General features: G+C 38.8%; 17 protein-coding genes. 16 read left to right on the top strand and 1 reads right to left on the bottom strand.

All coding sequences use genetic code 11. The features are described from left to right. The first annotated feature begins 28 nt into the window (after nucleotides 1-28). The 9 genes from ABS916_RS00085 to pyrE all read left to right on the top strand — a co-directional run bounded on the left by ABS916_RS00085 (nucleotide 29) and on the right by pyrE (nucleotide 10761). A complete protein-coding gene (locus ABS916_RS00085; RefSeq protein WP_350449986.1) occupies nucleotides 29-934 on the top strand; it encodes an RluA family pseudouridine synthase in 906 nt (301 codons plus the stop codon). 235 nt (nucleotides 935-1169) lie between these two features. Then, entirely contained in the window at nucleotides 1170-1724 is a 555-nt protein-coding gene (pyrR, locus tag ABS916_RS00080) for a bifunctional pyr operon transcriptional regulator/uracil phosphoribosyltransferase PyrR (protein ID WP_350449985.1), read from the top strand. Nucleotides 1725-1923: 199 nt separating this feature from the next. Continuing rightward, nucleotides 1924-2868: an aspartate carbamoyltransferase catalytic subunit gene (locus ABS916_RS00075; protein WP_350449984.1), complete on the top strand. Its 945-nt coding sequence runs from the start codon at nucleotides 1924-1926 to the stop codon at nucleotides 2866-2868. Nucleotides 2869-2890: 22 nt separating this feature from the next. Next, nucleotides 2891-4183: a dihydroorotase gene (pyrC, locus tag ABS916_RS00070; protein WP_350449983.1), complete on the top strand. Its 1293-nt coding sequence runs from the start codon at nucleotides 2891-2893 to the stop codon at nucleotides 4181-4183. Beyond that, complete coding sequence (locus tag ABS916_RS00065; protein ID WP_350449982.1) at nucleotides 4180-5268, top strand: carbamoyl phosphate synthase small subunit; 1089 nt, start codon at nucleotides 4180-4182, stop codon at nucleotides 5266-5268. Before pyrC ends, ABS916_RS00065 begins: the two co-directional genes overlap by 4 nt. Further along, a complete protein-coding gene (gene carB / locus ABS916_RS00060; RefSeq protein WP_350449981.1) occupies nucleotides 5261-8440 on the top strand; it encodes a carbamoyl-phosphate synthase large subunit in 3180 nt (1059 codons plus the stop codon). The genes ABS916_RS00065 and carB overlap by 8 nt, the downstream gene beginning before the upstream one ends. Before the next feature lie 51 nt (nucleotides 8441-8491). Continuing rightward, a complete protein-coding gene (locus ABS916_RS00055; protein WP_350449980.1) occupies nucleotides 8492-9421 on the top strand; it encodes a dihydroorotate dehydrogenase in 930 nt (309 codons plus the stop codon). After that, a complete protein-coding gene (pyrF, locus tag ABS916_RS00050; protein WP_350449979.1) occupies nucleotides 9411-10136 on the top strand; it encodes an orotidine-5'-phosphate decarboxylase in 726 nt (241 codons plus the stop codon). The genes ABS916_RS00055 and pyrF overlap by 11 nt, the downstream gene beginning before the upstream one ends. Further along, complete coding sequence (gene pyrE / locus ABS916_RS00045; protein WP_350449978.1) at nucleotides 10129-10761, top strand: orotate phosphoribosyltransferase; 633 nt, start codon at nucleotides 10129-10131, stop codon at nucleotides 10759-10761. The genes pyrF and pyrE overlap by 8 nt, the downstream gene beginning before the upstream one ends. Nucleotides 10762-10830: 69 nt before the next feature. Here the strand turns inward: pyrE and ABS916_RS00040 are convergent, their stop codons facing one another. Then, the gene (locus ABS916_RS00040; protein WP_350450369.1) at nucleotides 10831-12540 is read right to left on the bottom strand and encodes an NFACT RNA binding domain-containing protein; all 1710 of its coding nucleotides are present in this window, start codon (nucleotides 12538-12540) and stop codon (nucleotides 10831-10833) included. Between the two features lie 197 nt (nucleotides 12541-12737). Between ABS916_RS00040 and ABS916_RS00035 the strand changes: the two genes are divergently transcribed. The 7 genes from ABS916_RS00035 (at nucleotide 12738) to ABS916_RS00005 (ending at nucleotide 18173) form a co-directional block, all read left to right on the top strand. Continuing rightward, a complete protein-coding gene (locus tag ABS916_RS00035; protein ID WP_350449977.1) occupies nucleotides 12738-13436 on the top strand; it encodes a carbonic anhydrase family protein in 699 nt (232 codons plus the stop codon). A 435-nt stretch (nucleotides 13437-13871) separates the two neighbouring features. After that, the gene (gene trpX, locus ABS916_RS00030) at nucleotides 13872-14849 is read left to right on the top strand and encodes a tryptophan ABC transporter substrate-binding protein (RefSeq protein WP_350449976.1); all 978 of its coding nucleotides are present in this window, start codon (nucleotides 13872-13874) and stop codon (nucleotides 14847-14849) included. 28 nt (nucleotides 14850-14877) lie between these two features. Further along, on the top strand, nucleotides 14878-15768 hold the full coding sequence (locus ABS916_RS00025; RefSeq protein ID WP_350449975.1) for an ABC transporter permease: 891 nt from the start codon (nucleotides 14878-14880) through the stop codon (nucleotides 15766-15768). A gap of 1 nt (nucleotide 15769) precedes the next feature. Then, nucleotides 15770-16588, top strand: coding sequence for an ABC transporter ATP-binding protein (locus ABS916_RS00020; protein WP_035023036.1), 819 nt, complete (start codon nucleotides 15770-15772; stop codon nucleotides 16586-16588). 152 nt (nucleotides 16589-16740) lie between these two features. Further along, the gene (locus ABS916_RS00015) at nucleotides 16741-17187 is read left to right on the top strand and encodes a MarR family winged helix-turn-helix transcriptional regulator (RefSeq protein WP_350449974.1); all 447 of its coding nucleotides are present in this window, start codon (nucleotides 16741-16743) and stop codon (nucleotides 17185-17187) included. Nucleotides 17188-17227: 40 nt separating this feature from the next. Then, on the top strand, nucleotides 17228-17572 hold the full coding sequence (locus ABS916_RS00010; RefSeq protein WP_350449973.1) for a hypothetical protein: 345 nt from the start codon (nucleotides 17228-17230) through the stop codon (nucleotides 17570-17572). Between the two features lie 82 nt (nucleotides 17573-17654). Further along, nucleotides 17655-18173: a type 1 glutamine amidotransferase domain-containing protein gene (locus ABS916_RS00005; RefSeq protein WP_350449972.1), complete on the top strand. Its 519-nt coding sequence runs from the start codon at nucleotides 17655-17657 to the stop codon at nucleotides 18171-18173. The last annotated feature ends 116 nt before the right edge of the window (nucleotides 18174-18289 follow it).

Raw genomic sequence — 18289 nt, 5'->3', positions numbered from 1 at the left:
ATTAAGGGTTTAAAGAAGGAGATCAAACATGTTACAAGAACATAATTTTATTATTAACGAAGAATCAGGTCGCTTAGATAAGGTCTTAACAGACTTATTGCCGTCTATTACACGTTCGCACATCCAACAATGGATCAAAGAAGGCAACGTTTCTGTCAATGGAGAAAAGTTGAAAGCCAATTACAAAGTACAATCAGGAGACGAGATTGCTATTATTGAACCAGAGCTTGTTTCTTTAGAGGTACTTGCAGAAGATATCCCAATCGAAATTGTGTATCAAGATGAAGATGTCGTAGTCGTGAATAAAGCACAAGGAATGGTTGTTCATCCTTCTGCTGGTCATCAAACAGGAACATTAGTGAACGCATTGATGCACCACATCACTGATTTGTCTGGTATCAACGGAACGATACGTCCAGGAATCGTTCACCGTATCGATAAGGATACTTCAGGTTTATTAATGGTTGCTAAAAATGATGCTGCACATGAAAAATTAGCTGCTCAATTAAAAGACAAAACGTCTTTAAGAGAATACATTGCCTTAGTACATGGTGTGATCCCACATGAAAAAGGAACGATCGATGCTCCACTTGGGCGTTCAAAACAAGACCGCAAAAAGCAAGATATCATTGATGGTGGAAGAGCAGCTGTAACGCACTTTACCGTTCTTGAACGCTTTAAAGATTTTACATTGGTTTCATTGAAATTAGAAACTGGTAGAACACATCAAATTCGTGTGCACATGAAATATATTGGTTATCCTTTAGCAGGAGACCCAATATACGGACCAAGAAAAACATTAGAAGGCAAGGGACAATTCTTGCATGCAACGACATTAGGGTTTAAACACCCAACGTCTGGTGAATTCTTAACTTTTGAAGCACCTCTACCGAAGTTGTTTGAAGATACACTAACCAACTTAAGAAATGTCTAAATTTTTTGTTTGACTTTTTTAGAGACGTTCTATATAGTCATAAGTGACAGAAAAATAAACTTATCCTTTAATCCTAGTCCTGTGAGACTAAGAAGGAGCATAGTAAGAAAAGGTAAACGTGCCTTCTCTTATATTTACTCAACAGTAATATGCCCTCTTTGACCATTAAAGGTTAGGAGGGCATTTTTTATTGGCCAATCCTATTAAAGCGATATGAAAAGTTGGAGGGGAAGACATGTCAATCAAATCAGAAGTAGAAGTAGTCGATCAAGCTGCTGTAAAACGCGCGTTGACTCGAATCACTTATGAGATCATCGAAAGAAACAAAGGAATTGAAGACTTGGTTCTAGTTGGAATCAAAACGCGTGGCATTTACCTTGCAAGACGAATTGCTGAACGCATGAAACAGTTGGAAAATGTGGAGATCCCTGTAGGTGAGTTAGATATATCACTTTATAGAGATGATGTCCATGAAATGAACCGCAATACTGAACCTACGATAAACGGATCAGATATTCCAGTTTCTATTGAAGGCAAGCAAGTCATTCTAGTTGATGACGTATTGTTTACTGGCCGGACGATTCGGGCTGCGCTAGATGCACTGATGGACATCGGCCGCCCGAGTAAAATCTCTGTGGCTGTATTAGTTGATAGAGGGCACAGAGAATTGCCGATTCGTGCCGATTTTGTTGGTAAAAATATTCCAACTTCCTTAGAAGAACAAATTAAAGTTGGCGTTCAAGAACTGGATGGCGAAGATCATGTGCTCATCCAAAAAATAACTAAATAAAGCTAAGTGAAACTTTAAATTAGTCCTGTGAGACTAATAAGGTCACTACTATAGTCGTACCCTGATTCCATACTGGAAGTGCTGCACAAGCAGAAGGGGGATTATTCTAGAACCTAAAGTTCTCCACAAAACTTTAGGTTCTTTTTTTATACAAATTTCCACTCCACTAGACTTTAAAAATGATAAGGAGGAAAAGACAATGGAAAAAATTTCTGCAACAATTTCTTTAGACCATTTTGTCTCAGTAGAAGATCTAACAAATGAAGAGGTTCTAACGTTGATCAAGCGAGCGTCACAATTTAAAAAAGGGACGATCTCTGCTCAAGTAATGGAGCCACTTTACGCGGTGAATTTATTCTTTGAGAACAGTACACGTACACACAAAAGTTTTGAAATGGCTGAAAAAAAATTGGGCATTGAAATCATTGACTTTGAACCTTCAACAAGCAGCATCAAAAAAGGAGAGAGCCTTTACGACACGGTATTGACTATGTCCGCACTTGGGACGGAAATTGCCGTTATTCGTGACAGTAAAGAAGCTTTTTATACGGAACTGATCAATAGCCCATCCATTAAATGCTCCATTATTAACGGCGGAGATGGAACAGGCCAACACCCTAGCCAATGTTTATTGGACTTAATGACCATTTACGAAGAATACGGCCATTTTGACGGCTTAAAGATCGCTATCATTGGAGATTTAAAACATTCCAGAGTAGCTAAATCAAATATGCATATGCTAAAACGACTAGGTGCAGAGGTTCTCTTCTCTGGTCCGACTGAATGGATAGATGATTCTTTTAAAGAATATGGCCAATACGCGTCAGTGGATGAGCTTGTTTGTGAAGCAGACGTGATCATGCTCTTACGTGTACAGCATGAACGCCATGAATCTTATAATGACGCTTTGATTGCCAGCTATCTAGATCAATATGGCATTAACGAATTACGCGAAAAGAATATGAAACCTTCCGCAATCTTGATGCATCCTGCACCAGTCAACCGTGATGTGGAGTTACAAAGCTCACTGGTCGAGTGTGAACGATCTCGAATCGTGACTCAAATGTCGAATGGCGTCTACGCTAGAATGGCAATATTGGAAGCCATCATAGCGGGAAGAACGAACAGCAAAACACCTTTATAAATTTACCTCAGGAGATGAAGCCATGACGATCTGGATTAAAAATGCCATGATGTTAACCAAAAATGAAAACTATCAGCCCATTGAACTGTTGATCGATGGAGAAGAAATCCAAGCTATTGGATCAGATTTAACATCGCTTATCCAAGATACGGATAAGACCATTGATGCTCGCGGAGCATTAGTCGCTCCCGGCTTGATTGATGTCCATGTTCATTTAAGAGAACCAGGGTTTTCGTATAAAGAAACCATTAAGACAGGAACGATGGCAGCCGCACGTGGCGGATTCACAACGGTTTGCGCTATGCCCAATGTCCAACCAGAACCGGATACAGCTGAGAAAATGCAAACTCTTCAAGAAAAGATTGCTCGAGATGCTGTGGTAAAGGTTAAACAGTATGCACCAATTACAATGGGTCTACGTAGTGAAACATTAACCAATCAAAAAGAGTTGTTGGAAGCTGGAGCATTTGCCTTTACCAATGATGGAGTAGGAGTGCAGACAGCTGGTACGATGTATTTAGCTATGAAGGAAGCCGCAAAAAACAACACCATTATCGTGGCACATACAGAAGACGATTCCTTACTGTTTGGAGGAGTCATGCACGAAGGGACACGCAATCAAACGTTGGGACTGCCAGGAATCTTGAATGTGGCTGAAGCGAGTCAAATTGCCCGAGATGTATTGCTCAGTGAAGCAACTGGCGCTCATTACCATGTCTGTCATGTTTCAACCAAAGAAAGCGTAAGAGTCATACGTGATGCAAAACGTGCGGGTATTCATGTGACTGCTGAAGTTGCACCCCATCATTTATTGTTGACAGAAGATGACATTCCAAATGATACCAGTATTTATAAAATGAATCCTCCATTAAGAGGGAAAGAAGACCGTCAAGCATTAATCGACGGCTTGTTGGATGGCACAATCGATATCATCGCAACCGACCATGCCCCACATAGCAAAGAAGAAAAAGCTGGTGGAATGGTCGATTCACCATTTGGCATCGTAGGCAGTGAAACAGCTTTTTCCTTACTCTACACGCACTTAGTAGAAAAAGGAGTCGTAACCCTTGCTCAACTGATTGATTGGATGGCCTATAAACCAGCAAGACTCTTTCATTTAGACGGTGGAACGATTGAAGTCGGTCAAAAAGCCGATTTAGCCTTTTTCGATCTCTCAACGCCTAAAGAGATAATAGCTGAAGACTTTCTTTCTTTGGCCACGAATACCCCCTTTATAGGATGGTCTGTTAAAGGGACGACCACAATGACATTCGTTGATGGGAAATTAGTTTATCAGGAGGGATCCGTACAATGAATCGATTATTGCTGCTAGAAGACGGAAGTATTTTTAAAGGAAGAGGATTTGGGGCTGCAAGTGACGCAACCGGAGAAGTCGTTTTTTCAACTGGAATGACCGGTTACCAAGAATCGATCACAGATCAGTCATACAATGGCCAAATGTTAGTCTTCACCTATCCATTGATTGGAAACGCAGGAATCAATCGTGACGATTATGAATCGATTGATCCCACCACAAAAGCGGTCATCGTAAAAGAATTTGCCCGCGTTCCTTCCAACTGGAGAAGTCAAATGAGTTTAGATGAATTTTTAAAAAATAAAAAAATCCCTGGTTTAGCCGGTGTAGATACAAGGAAACTAACACGGATTATTCGGGAACACGGCACTATGCGCGGAATGATTATTGATGCAGAAGATGATCTTAGACATGCTTTTGATCAATTAAAAGCCACCGTGCTGCCATCTAATCAAGTTGCCCAAGTCTCTACTACTCGTTCTTATGTCAGCCCTGGAAAGGGAAAAAACGTCGTTGTCATTGATTTTGGACTGAAACACAGTATCTTGAACGAATTAAACCAACGGGACTGTCACGTGACGGTTTTGCCATACAATACCAGTGCTGAAACCATATTGAGTCTACAACCAGATGGAGTCATGTTGACCAATGGACCAGGAGATCCTACATCAGTGCCACATGTATTAACCATGATCCAAGAAATCCAAGAAAAACTCCCAGTATTTGGAATTTGTTTAGGTCACCAATTGATTGCTTTAGCAAATGGAGCCAGTACATTTAAAATGAAGTTTGGGCACCGTGGATTTAATCATCCGGTGAAAGAGATCGCAACAGGAAGAATTGATTTCACGTCACAAAATCATGGATATGCCGTTGATGCAGCTTCGATTGATAAAGAAAAACTGCTTGTGACACATATCGAATTGAATGACGGAACAGTAGAAGGAGTCAAGCACCGCTACCATCCAGTCTTCAGTGTCCAGTATCATCCAGATGCAGCACCTGGGCCACATGATGCAGCTCACTTATTTGATCAATTTATGGAATTAATGGATGCTTGGAAGGAGACAAAAAAGAATGCCTAAACGGATAGACTTAACTAAAATCATGGTTATTGGATCAGGACCGATTGTTATTGGTCAAGCAGCTGAATTTGATTACGCAGGTACTCAAGCGTGTCTAGCATTAAAAGAAGAAGGTTATGAAGTTGTATTGGTCAACTCAAATCCAGCAACCATTATGACGGATAAAGAAATTGCCGACAAAGTGTACATTGAACCCCTCACGTTAGAATTTGTTTCACAAATCCTGCGTAAGGAACGTCCAGATGCCATTGTACCCACATTAGGTGGTCAAACAGGACTGAATATGGCGATGGAATTATCCAATTCTGGCATACTAGAAGAGTTGGGCATCGAATTGCTGGGAACAAAATTAAGTGCTATCGATCAAGCTGAGGACAGAGATTTGTTTCGGACATTGATGAAAGAACTGAATGAACCCGTTCCTGAAAGTGAAATCGTTCATACTGTTGTAGAAGCATTGACGTTCGCTGAACAAATTGGCTTCCCCTTAATCGTTCGCCCTGCATTTACAATGGGAGGAACTGGTGGAGGAATTTGTGATAACGAGGAAGAGTTGAAGGAAATCGTTAAAAATGGATTGAAATTATCGCCAGTAAACCAATGTCTAGTCGAAATCAGTATTGCGGGATACAAAGAAATCGAGTACGAAGTGATGCGAGACAAAAATGACAATGCGATTGTTGTCTGCAACATGGAAAACTTTGACCCTGTTGGGATTCATACAGGAGACTCCATCGTCTTTGCTCCGACTCAGACCTTAACCGATAAAGAACACCAAATGTTGCGCGACTCTTCATTAAAAATCATTCGCGCTTTAGGTATTGAAGGAGGGTGCAATGTCCAACTAGCACTCGATCCAGATAGCTTCAACTACTACATCATTGAAGTGAATCCACGTGTCAGTCGTTCCTCAGCTTTAGCAAGTAAGGCAACAGGCTACCCGATTGCTAAGCTAGCCGCAAAAATCGCTGTTGGTTTAACTTTGGATGAAATGAAAAACCCAGTAACCGGAACTACGTATGCTGAATTCGAGCCGGCTTTAGATTATGTCGTCGCAAAAATCCCGCGTTGGCCATTCGATAAGTTTGAACAAGGTGACCGAAGATTAGGAACTCAAATGAAGGCTACAGGAGAAGTTATGGCAATCGGTCGGACAATTGAAGAAGCCCTATTAAAAGCGGTTCGTTCACTTGAAATAGGCGTCTCTCATATCTTATTAGAAGAAGCTTCACTAGCAACGGACGAAGTATTGATTGAAAAAATTATTAAAGCTGAAGATGATCGCTTATTCTATTTAGCAGAAGGCATACGACGTGGGTACACGATTGAAGACTTAGCTAATTTAACTAAAATTGATTTGTTTTTCTTAGATAAAATGCTTCATATTGTGGAGTTGGAAGATGAACTAAAAGAAAATGTCCAGGCTATTGATGTCCTGACTACAGCAAAAGAGTACGGCTTCTCAGATAAGGCTATTGCACAGTTATGGAAAACAGATGAGCGTGAGGTAATGGAATTGCGTTACGCGAACGACATCGTCCCTGTTTATAAAACAGTCGATACTTGTGCTGCAGAGTTTGATTCCAATACGCCTTATTTTTATAGTACGTATGAAGAAGAAAACGAGAGCATTGTCTCAGATAAAAAATCTGTCTTAGTACTAGGATCAGGTCCCATTCGAATCGGACAAGGAGTTGAATTTGATTATGCTACGGTCCATTCTGTTAAAGCCATCCAACAAGCAGGATATGAAGCGATTATCATGAACAGTAATCCAGAAACCGTTTCAACAGACTTCTCCATTTCAGACAAACTCTATTTTGAACCTTTGACACTAGAAGATGTCATGCATGTCATTCGTCTAGAGCAGCCGATAGGAGTTATTGTTCAGTTCGGAGGGCAAACAGCTATTAATCTGGCAGAACCTCTAACGAAGATGGGGATTACATTACTAGGAACGAGTGTAGAAGATTTAGATCGCGCAGAAAACCGAAATTTATTTGAACAAGCACTGAATGAACTACAGGTGCCTCAGCCTCTAGGGGATACGGCTACAACCGAAAGTGAAGCAGTAGTGATTGCGGATCGAATCGGATACCCCGTTTTAGTTCGTCCAAGTTACGTTTTAGGCGGCCGGGGCATGCAAATTGTATATACTCAGCCAGATTTAGAAAATTACATGCGAAATGCTGTAAAGGCTTCTCCAGAGCACCCAGTATTAATCGACCGATACTTAGTAGGAAAAGAAGTTGAAGTAGACGCTATCTGCGATGGGGAATCCGTTCTTATCCCTGGGATCATGGAACACATCGAACGTTCAGGCGTCCACTCGGGGGATTCGATGGCAGTGTACCCTCCACAGTCCTTATCAAAAGAAATCCAAGATACGATTGTAGATTACACCACTCGATTGGCACTCGGTTTGAATTGTATCGGCATGATGAACGTTCAATTTGTCCTGCATGACAACACTGTTTACGTCATAGAAGTTAACCCTCGGGCAAGTCGGACCGTGCCATTTTTAAGTAAAGTCACAGGGATTCCAATGGCTCAAGTCGCAACTAAAGCAATTTTAGGTCAATCTCTTAAGGCACAAGGCTACAAGGATGGGTTATATAAAGAGTCGGCTTTGATTCACGTAAAAGCTCCAGTGTTCTCGTTTACGAAACTGCAAAAAGTAGATGCCTTATTAGGGCCAGAGATGAAATCTACAGGAGAAGTCATGGGAAGTGATACAACGATGGAGAAGGCCCTTTATAAAGCCTTTGAAGGAAGCTACATGCATTTGCATGATCACGGAACGGTATTGTTTACGATTTCCGATGAAGACAAAGAAGAATCCTTGATTTTAGCTAAGCGATTTTACGACATTGGCTATACGATTGTGACAACTGAAGGAACAGGACAGTTTTTTGCCGAACACCACTTGCCGATTCAAATTGTGGCTAAACTACAGCAAGATACCGATGAAACAGTGTTGGACCTCATTCAAAGTAACGCCATTCAAGTAGTGATCAATACGATGACTACCGGAATTGGAGTGATCAACGATGGAGAAATCATTCGGAAAACAGCTATTGAACAAGGTATTCCCTTGTTAACGTCACTCGATACAGTATCGGCCATTCTTAACGTGCTTGAGTCGCGTAATTTTATGACTAGTCCATTATAAAGTGAGAATTTTTTGAAATAAGGATAAAAAGAACTAAACGGGGGTTAGAAAATGAATCGCTTAGCAGTAAAATTACCAGGGTTAGATTTGAAAAATCCTATTATGCCAGCCAGTGGAACATTTGGGTTTGGCGAACTTTATTTGGATCAATATGACTACACTGTATTAGGAGCCATTATTATCAAGTCAACGACAATTGATGCACGAAAAGGAAATGCGAATCCGCGTTATCATCACTTAGAAAATGGCGTTTTAAATGCGGTAGGCTTAAAAAACCCAGGAGTGGACGTGATTGTAGCTGAGAAATTACCGTTATTAGCTAAATTTGAAACACCCGTGATTGCTAGTGTTGCCGGTACAACCATTGAAGAATATATTGAAGTTACAAAAAAATTATGTCAATCACCAACCGTTCATGCACTTGAAATCAATGTATCCTGCCCCAATGTCAAAGAGGGCGGGTTAACGTTTGGTTCTAAACCTGAATCAGTGTACGACATCACAAAAGCAGTAAAAGCTGTTTCCACGGTTCCGATTTATATTAAACTAACCCCAAATGTAACCAATATTGTCGAAATCGCTCAAGCTGCTGAAAAAGGTGGGGCAGACGGCATCAGCATGATCAATACCTTATTGGTAATGAGTATTGATGTTGAGACCAAGAGACCAATCTTAGCAAATAAAACAGGTGGCCTTTCCGGTCCAGCTGTCAAGCCGATCGCTATCCGGATGGTCTATCAAGTCTCTCGTGCAGTCTCCATTCCGATTATTGGAATGGGCGGTATTTCAACCGTGGATGATGTGCTGGAGATGTTCATGGCCGGCGCTAGCGCAGTTGCAATCGGTACAGCTAATTATGCTAATCCTATGATTTGCAAAGAATTGATTGAAGATTTACCTAAACGAATGGATGAACTCGGTATTGAGTCGATTGAATCGCTAGTGAAAGAAGTAAAGGAGGGGCAAAGAGATGGAAAGTAGACCAATCATTGCCTTAGATTTCTCAACGTTATCTCAAGTAACTCATTTCTTAGACCAGTTTAAGGATGAACCGTTAGTTGTTAAAGTTGGCATGGAACTGTTTTACCAAAATGGTCCTGAAATTGTGACGAAACTTAAACAATTAGGTCATGATGTTTTTTTAGATCTAAAACTGCACGATATCCCGAATACTGTTCAACGATCAATGAAGGGAATAGCAGCCATGGGCGTTGATATGATTAATGTCCATGCTGCTGGCGGTAAATCCATGATGGAAGCTGCAATGGAAGGGTTGCTTTCAGGTACTCCAACAGGCAAGCAACCGGCTAAATTGATTGCGGTCACTCAATTGACATCTACCACACAAACTATGATGCAGCAAGACCAGTTGTTTTCTGTATCCTTAATGGAAAGTGTTCTTCATTACGCTAAATTAACTCAGTCAGCTGGTTTAGACGGTGTTGTTTGTTCAGCTCTAGAAGCGAAAAGTATCAAGGAAGCGACTGGAAAAGAATTTTTATGTGTCACACCGGGTATACGTTTAGCTGAATCAACTGTTGGCGATCAAAAAAGAATTGCTACGCCATCGAGTGCTAGAGAAAGTGGTGCGTCCATGATCGTTGTTGGCCGTCCCATAACTCAGGTAGAGAATCCGGTGGCTGCCTATCATGCAATAAAAGAACAATGGCAAGGAGGCGATAAGGATCATGACTAGTGAAAAACGAATTGCTGAACAACTATTATCGATTGACGCAGTAAGTTTAAATCCAACAGATCCTTTTACTTGGGCCAGTGGAATGAAAAGTCCGATTTACTGTGACAACCGCATTACGATGAGTTATCCAGCCGTAAGACGAGAAATAGCACAAGGGTTAGCAAAAATGATTACTACCCACTATCCAGAAGTAGAAGTCATTGCTGGAACAGCTACTGCAGGCATTCCACATGCTGCATGGGTAGCTGATTTGCTTGACCTGCCTATGGTATACATTCGGAGCAAGGCAAAAGATCACGGTAAAGGGAATCAAATCGAAGGCCGAATATCGCATAATCAAAAAATGGTTGTGATTGAAGATTTAATTTCTACAGGTGGAAGTGTCATCGAAGCTGCGCAGGCAGCAGCTAGTGAAGGAGCAGATATTCTAGGTGTAGCAGCCATCTTTAATTATGAGCTGCCACAAGGAAAAAAAAATTTCGAAAAAAACAAGCTTCCATTAGTTACATTAACTCATTATTCTGCACTGATTGAAACAGCTTTTGAAAGAGGAATGATTAAAGAGTCTGAGATAGCACTGCTACAAGAATGGAAAAAAGATCCAGTGAATTGGTCGAACAACTAAAAAAAGCAACGTATCCCTAGTGTTGCAGTAGGGATACGTTGCTTTTAAGTTTAAAAATAAGTGTAATAATCATTCTTTTAGGCGATTAACTAACTCTTTATCTGGGGTAACATAAACTGTACGTTGACCCTCATAGATCACAAATCCAGGTTTTGCTCCATTTGGTTTTCGAATTTTTTTCACGTCGACATAATCTACCGGAACAGATGCGGACAACTGTGATTTTGAGAAGTACGCAGCAATATTAGCCGCTTCTAAAATTGTTTCTTCACTAGGATCAGCAGACTGAATGATTACATGTGAACCTGGAATATTTTTGGTGTGCAACCAAATATCTGATTTCCGAGCAGTTTTAAGGGTTAATTGATCATTTTGCAAATTGTTTTTCCCTACTAAAATGGGTGTGCCATCGGAAGAACGGTAAAGATCCGGTTGACTTAATTTAGCTTGTTTTTGTTTTTTCTTGGATTTCTTTTTCTTCATATAGCCTTGTTGTATCAATTCTTCTTTAATCTCAGCGATGTCTTTTGGAGTAGCTAATTCTAGTTGTGTTGAGACAGACTCCAAATAATCGATTTCTTCTTTAGTTAAGCGCATTTGCTCATTGACGTATGCAATGGCATTTTTTAATTTTTGGTATTTTGAAAAATATTTTTGTGCATTTTGAGAAGGTGTTTTTCTAGGATCAAGAGAAATCGTCATAGGTTTTTCATTATCATAAAAATTGGTTAACGTAACTTCTTTTTGTCCTTTAGTCATCTTGTAGAGATAAGCTGTTAACAATTCCCCTTGGACTCTGTATTCATCGGCTAATTCAGTTTCATCAAGTGTCTTTTGAAGTTTTTTCATTTTTTTCTTATTTCGTTGAAGTTCGACTTGAATCAAATGAATTAAATCTGATCCTTGCTGCTGAACACGGTCTCGATCTGCTTTACTCTCATAGTACTTATCAAGTAGTTTGCTTAAAGAAGGATAACCCACATGTTCTCCTTCGATGCTTAGATAAGGAAGTGGGGTGAAAAATTCTTTTTTAGAACCGATCGTTAAGGTCGGAGAGATATTTCCACTGCGCACAGTATCCATAAATGAATCAAATAAGACCGATAAATTTTCCACATTATTTTCACTACGGTAAAAGAGTTCTTTTGCTGTATCTGCACCGATCCCTTGATAAATTTGCTGCAATCGTTTTTCATAAGGCAAATCTGGATCTTCAAACGCTGTTATTAATTCAGCTAATTCAGAACTGCTTGTTTCAAAAGGATTCAATTTATCTTGGTGAGGAGGAGATTGGTAGGTAGCACCGGGCATAATAAACCGGAATGAATTTTGACTCGTCGGTACATGTTTGATCGTATCTAAAATACGCTGTGTATCTTGCTCGATTAGAAGAATGTTACTGTGTCGGCCCATCAACTCTACAATCAAGATAACATTTTGAACATCACCAATTTCATCACGGCTCTTAAACCTAAAATGAATAACACGGTCATTGCCTACTTGTTGAATATCTTCTAGGATAGCTCCTTCAAGATGTTTCCTCATAATCATACAAAAATTTGGAGGAGAGCTAGGATTTTCATAAGGAATCTCTGTTAGTTGAATACGTGCATAGCTTGGGTGAGCAGATAAGAGTAATTTGTGATTTTTCCCATTTGCTCGCATAACAACAACTATTTCGTTTGGATAAGGTTGATGGATTTTTGACACTCGTCCATTTTTTAATGCTTCGCTTAACTCATTTACCATCGCATGGGTAAAAATACCATCAAATGACATGTATTTCCCTTCTTTCATGATCGATTAGTTGAATCGATTCTATTTAACTTTTTAACTAAATCAGCCTTAATCGTGCTGTATTTATCAGTATACCATTTTTTTATTAAAAATGGTTAGCAGAAAGTTGGATACAAATAGTTGCATAGTAAGAATAAAAAAAGATACAATAATTATTGGAAACTCTAGGAGGGAAACAAATGGAATGGAATTACCAAGGAGATAGAGGTCCAGACAATTGGAAAACCATTTGTTCGGCCTTTTACCAAGCAGAAACAGAATGTTTACAATCGCCAATCGCATTAGATGATGATCAAGCAAACTTAACTATCTCACAGTATGCACTGAGATTTGATTACAAGAGAACGTTATTTGAATCGTCGTTTTTTAATCATACGGTTCATTTATCGCCAAAAACAAATGAAAAAGTCAACTTTGTCACCTTTAACCATAAAAAATATTTTTTAGAAGATTTACATTTTCATTTGCCGAGTGAGCATGAAATCAACCAAGAATCTTTTCCGTTAGAATTTCATTTGGTGCACCGTTCTGTAAAAAATGAACTTCTCGTTGTAGGAGTCACTGTACTGCCTTCAGAACGCCCGATGAATACTACATTAGCAGCAATAGATGAGAGAGCTCTACATCCGCGTATCGCGGGAAGAGGCTTGACTGTTCCAATCGAATTGAGCCGTCTGTTGCCAGAAAAAAAACAGTTTTATCATTATACTGGATCATTAACCACGCCTCCAACGTCCGGTCCTATAGAGTGGATCGTATTCCGGCACCAAACCTATATGAGACAAGGTTTACTTCAAGCCTTTAAACGAAATGTTGGGAAAACAAATAGACCACTACAACCTAGATCAGGCCGACCAATTTATTTATCAGATTGTTAATTGTTCATGTAATTCTCATTTTATTGCTTGACACGCCAGAAGACAACTAGTAAGATTATCGTAATAGAAAAACAGCAAAGGAGTTCTCAGGATGCTAAATAACTTATCTTATAATGGACAATTGAATAGCAGTTGGCAAAGCCAAGATAGATAGGTTGATCCATGAGAACGTTCATAGATGCAACCTTCAGTGTACTGAATGTATGTATCTATGTTGGTTTATTTGAAGACAGGCTAGACTTCCAATCCACATAGAGAGAATACTTAATTCTATTTCTATGTGGATTTTGTTTTGCATAAAAACAGCTTCCACGGATCATTTGTGGCAGCTGTTTTTTTATTTTGATTATTGGAGTGTGTACAATGGAAAAGAAACGATGGCGATTTTGTTGGTAATGTTAAATAAAACGTAATCAATATTGGAGGATGAAGGATATGAAAAAAATGATTGGCTTCATTATTTGTTTAGTAGCACTTTTAACGGTTGCTTTTTTTACTACTAAAACTGAAACAGTTACAAAAGAGGAAAAACCGATGGTCGGTATTCTACAACTGACAAGTCATCCAGCTCTTGACCTCATTTATAAAGGAATTGTAGATGAGTTAAATGATGCGGGTTATATTGACGGAGAAACAATGACATTGGATTTTCAAAATGCTCAAGGTGACCAAAGCAACTTAAATTCGATGAGTACTCGATTTGTTAGTAGAGGAGCTGATGTGATGGTCGGTATAGCAACTCCTTCAGCTCAAGCATTAGCGAACAGCTCTCAAGATATTCCTATCGTGTTAGGTGCTGTTACAGATCCTGAGGGGTCTGGATTAGTTAAAAGCAATGAAGCTCCTGGTGGGAATATTACAGGGGTGAGTGACTTAACACCCATTAAAGAACAATTTTCTTTGATCAAGGAAATTTTACCAGAAGCTCAAACAATCGGTATTTTATATTCATCAAGTGAAGACAATTCCATTGTACAAGCTGATCAAGCCATTGAGATTGCTGAAGAAATGGGATTGGATACTCAGGTCATGACGGTTTCTTCAACGAACGATGTTGCTCAGGTAGCATCTACCTTAGCTGCACAAGTTGACGCTATATGGGTACCTACCGATAATACGATAGCTAGTGCAATGAACACATTAGTGTCGGCTGCAGATTCAAATCTGATCCCAGTTTTTCCAGCTGTAGATACTATGGTAGAAGAAGGCGGTTTAGCAACTGTTGGATTAGATCAATACGAATTAGGTCGTTTGACCGGTGAAATGGTAGTAGCTATTTTAAATGGTGATGCAGATCCTTCAACGACTCCTATTCGCTATCTCGATCAAGGGGATATCATTATCAATGAAGAAAAAGCTGAACAGCTTGGTATTACTATTCCAACTCAGGTATTGGAAAAAGCTAAAGAATAGCTTACTTAACTAGAATGGGGGAAATCAAATGGATTTAATTGTTACAGCAACAGCACAAGGATTATTGTGGGGCATGATGGCTTTAGGCATATTTATTACTTATCGTATTTTAGATTTACCAGATATGACAGCAGAGGGTTCCTTTCCTTTAGGAGCTGCAGTATGTGCTCAACTTATTATTTCAGGCGTTCATCCTTTAACTGCAACCGCTATTGCCTTCGTCATAGGAGCTTTGGCTGGTGCAGTTACCGGGTTTCTTATTACAAAAGCTCATATTCCTGGATTATTAGCAGGAATTTTAACGATGACTGGTTTATATTCTATTAATTTGCGTATTATGCAACGAGCTAACTTGAGTTTACTTGGAGAGGCTAGATTAACCGATTTCTTTACTAGATTTAATCTACCTAGTCAATTTGATACGATTTTCTTAGGGATCATTCTTGTTTGTATCGTGATTACATTATTGGTCTTATTTTTCAAAACAGAATTGGGTCAAGCTGTTATTGCAACCGGTGATAATGAAAAAATGGCACGTTCATTAGGAATTTCTACCAATCAAACTAAAATACTCGGACTTATGCTTTCAAATGGACTGGTTTCCGCTGCAGGAGCACTTATTGCTCAAGACAATGGCTATGCTGATATCAGTATGGGTATTGGAACTATTGTTATCGGTCTAGCTTCAGTTATTATTGGTGAAGTGATTTTTGGAAACTTATCTTTTGTTAACCGTCTGATTTGTGTCATTTTAGGAGCGATTATTTATCGTTTTATCATCATGTTCGTCTTATTGATCGGATTACAGCCAAATGATTTGAAACTTATTTCAGCAATCATTTTAGCTTTCTGTTTAGCATTACCAAGTATACGTACAAAATATAATTTGAATTTCTTCCAAAAAAAGGAGTTGTTGTAAGATGACTACTAGTACACCAGTTTTATCATTAAAAGGACTAACGAAACAATTCAATAAAGGAACGCCAAATCAAAATACCGTATTAAATGATTTAACCTTAGAAGTAAAAAAAGGTGATTTCATTACGATTATTGGTGGAAACGGAGCTGGGAAATCGACATTGCTAAACAGCATTGCTGGCAATTTTATGATTGATAAAGGTTCTATCCTGTTGGGAGAGAAAGATTTAACTCCTTTGAAAGAAGAAAAACGTGCGGGATCAATTGGTCGTGTCTTTCAAGACCCAGTTATGGGAACCGCTCCTCGAATGACTGTAGGTGAAAATTTAGCTATTGCCTATCGTAGAGGAAAGAAACGTTCTCTTCGAAAAGGAACATCGGATAAAGAGCGGGAGTACTTTAAACAGGTCTTAGCTGAATTAGGCTTAGGTTTAGAAAACCGTTTGGATAGCGAAATGGGATTGCTGTCTGGTGGTCAACGTCAATCTATTGCACTGTTAATGGCAACGATGAATAAACCAGAACTTTTATTATTAGATGAGCATACAGCAGCGTTAGATCCTAAAACAGCAAAAGTCGTTTTAGAACTGACTAAAAGACGAATTGAACAAGAAGAGTTGACAGCTCTAATGATCACACATAATATGAACGATGCGTTAAAATATGGCAATCGATTGATCATGCTCGATGGTGGAAAAGTGATTGTTGATTTATCTGGAGAAGAAAAGAAGAACTTAACAGTTCCAGATGTACTGGTTCTTTTTCAAACAGCCACAGACTCTAACAGTCAATTATCGGATGAGCTTTTATTAAGTCGTTAAACAAATGACACTACCAAAAAATATAAGGATAACAAATAGTCCAAGACACTTGTCTTGGACTATTTTGTTTTAGTGTACAAACTTAATCGATAGTTGTATAATACACATATATTAGTTGTATGATACAATTGACCCTAGACAGGAGCGTTTAGATGGATAATCATCCTGAAATACCGATACATTCGTTGATTCACCGTTTCATGGAATTTAGTCAAAATTATGTCAAATTAGAAAAACAATTACTTGCTAAACATAAGATAACTAAATCAGGATTCTTGATTATATCTTTTATAAAAGATGAAAAAATAACTTTAAATGAATTGACCAACCATTCTGAATTAGATAAATCAACTTTAAGTCGTCAAATTAAAGCATTAGAAAAAAAGGGGTTTATTTTAAAAGAACAAGGAATCGACAAAAGAGTTAGCCAACTCTCAGTAACTCCTGAAGCACGACAATTGCTTTTAATGGTTTCATTTGAACTTGAGAAAGCATACAGTACTATTTTTAAAAGTTGGCCTGATGATGAAAAACAACTCTTACTTGTTTTAATGGGCAGGGTCAATCGAAGCATTCAATCTTTCCAAGTAGAAAAGTAGAAGATTTTTGCAATTCACTCAAAAGCAGTTACAATTATGAATGAAGTATGAAACCAAAGGAGACGAATACATGGATCCAAAAACACTTAATGGTTTATCGAAAGATGAATTGATAGAACTTATCATCAGTCAGAGTGAAGAGCTGAAAGAGCAAGATATTCATTTAGAAGCCGAAGTAGAAGAAAATCGATTTATAAAAAGTTTAGGATTTGTAGATGGATACAAAAATTATCAAAATTATTTTATTCGCTTTTTTGAAGATGAAAGTGAAGGAACAGCTAAAAAAGGAAGCATCTTTTTAGGTATCTTAGAAGATTTTATCAACGATTATGGAAGCGAACCCGTTCGGGAATTAACGGAAGAGTTTATTGAAGATCAGATTTAAGTTATCCAAGATTTGCACTCCTTTAGTAGAATTGATAAACTAGTGCTAGTCATATATTGAATTGTTGAGGAGGAATTAAGAGATGTCTGTAGAAAATAAAAAGATTATCGCTTTAGTTAGTGACGATTTTGAAGATTTAGAATTGTGGTATCCTGTCCTTCGTTTAAGAGAAGCTGGAGCTGTTGTACATTTAGTAGGCGAGAAGAAAGATACCGTTTATCATGGAAAATATGGGGTGCCGGTAACGTCTGATTATAGTTTTGAAGAAATCATTAAAGAAGACTACGATGGCATTTTAGTTCCTGGAGGATGGTCACCGGATAAATTAAGACGTTTTCCAAAAGTTATTGAATTCATTCAATATTTTGATCAACAAAAGAAACCTATCGGACAAATCTGCCACGCTGGTTGGGTACTGATCTCAGCTGGAATTCTTAATGGAGTCAACGTTACGAGTACTCCTGGAATTAAAGATGATATGACTAATGCCGGAGCCATTTGGCATGATACACCAGCTATTACAGATGGACATATCATTTCAAGTCGCAGACCGCCAGATCTTCCTGAATACATGAAACAGTACATTGCATCATTTGAATAAATATATTTAATTGTATTTGTTTTAAAAGGAGAGTGGGACAAAAAGCGTTTAGACCCGAATTACTGGAACGAATAAGCGCAGTATGGTCATCGACCATCGAGCATTATTCGTGAAGT

Origin of the sequence: Carnobacterium sp. (assembly GCF_040274945.1) — a bacterium.
Taxonomy (GTDB): domain Bacteria; phylum Bacillota; class Bacilli; order Lactobacillales; family Carnobacteriaceae; genus Carnobacterium_B.
Note: the sequence above shows the minus strand (reverse complement) of the source record. Positions and strands in the feature narration are given on the sequence as shown.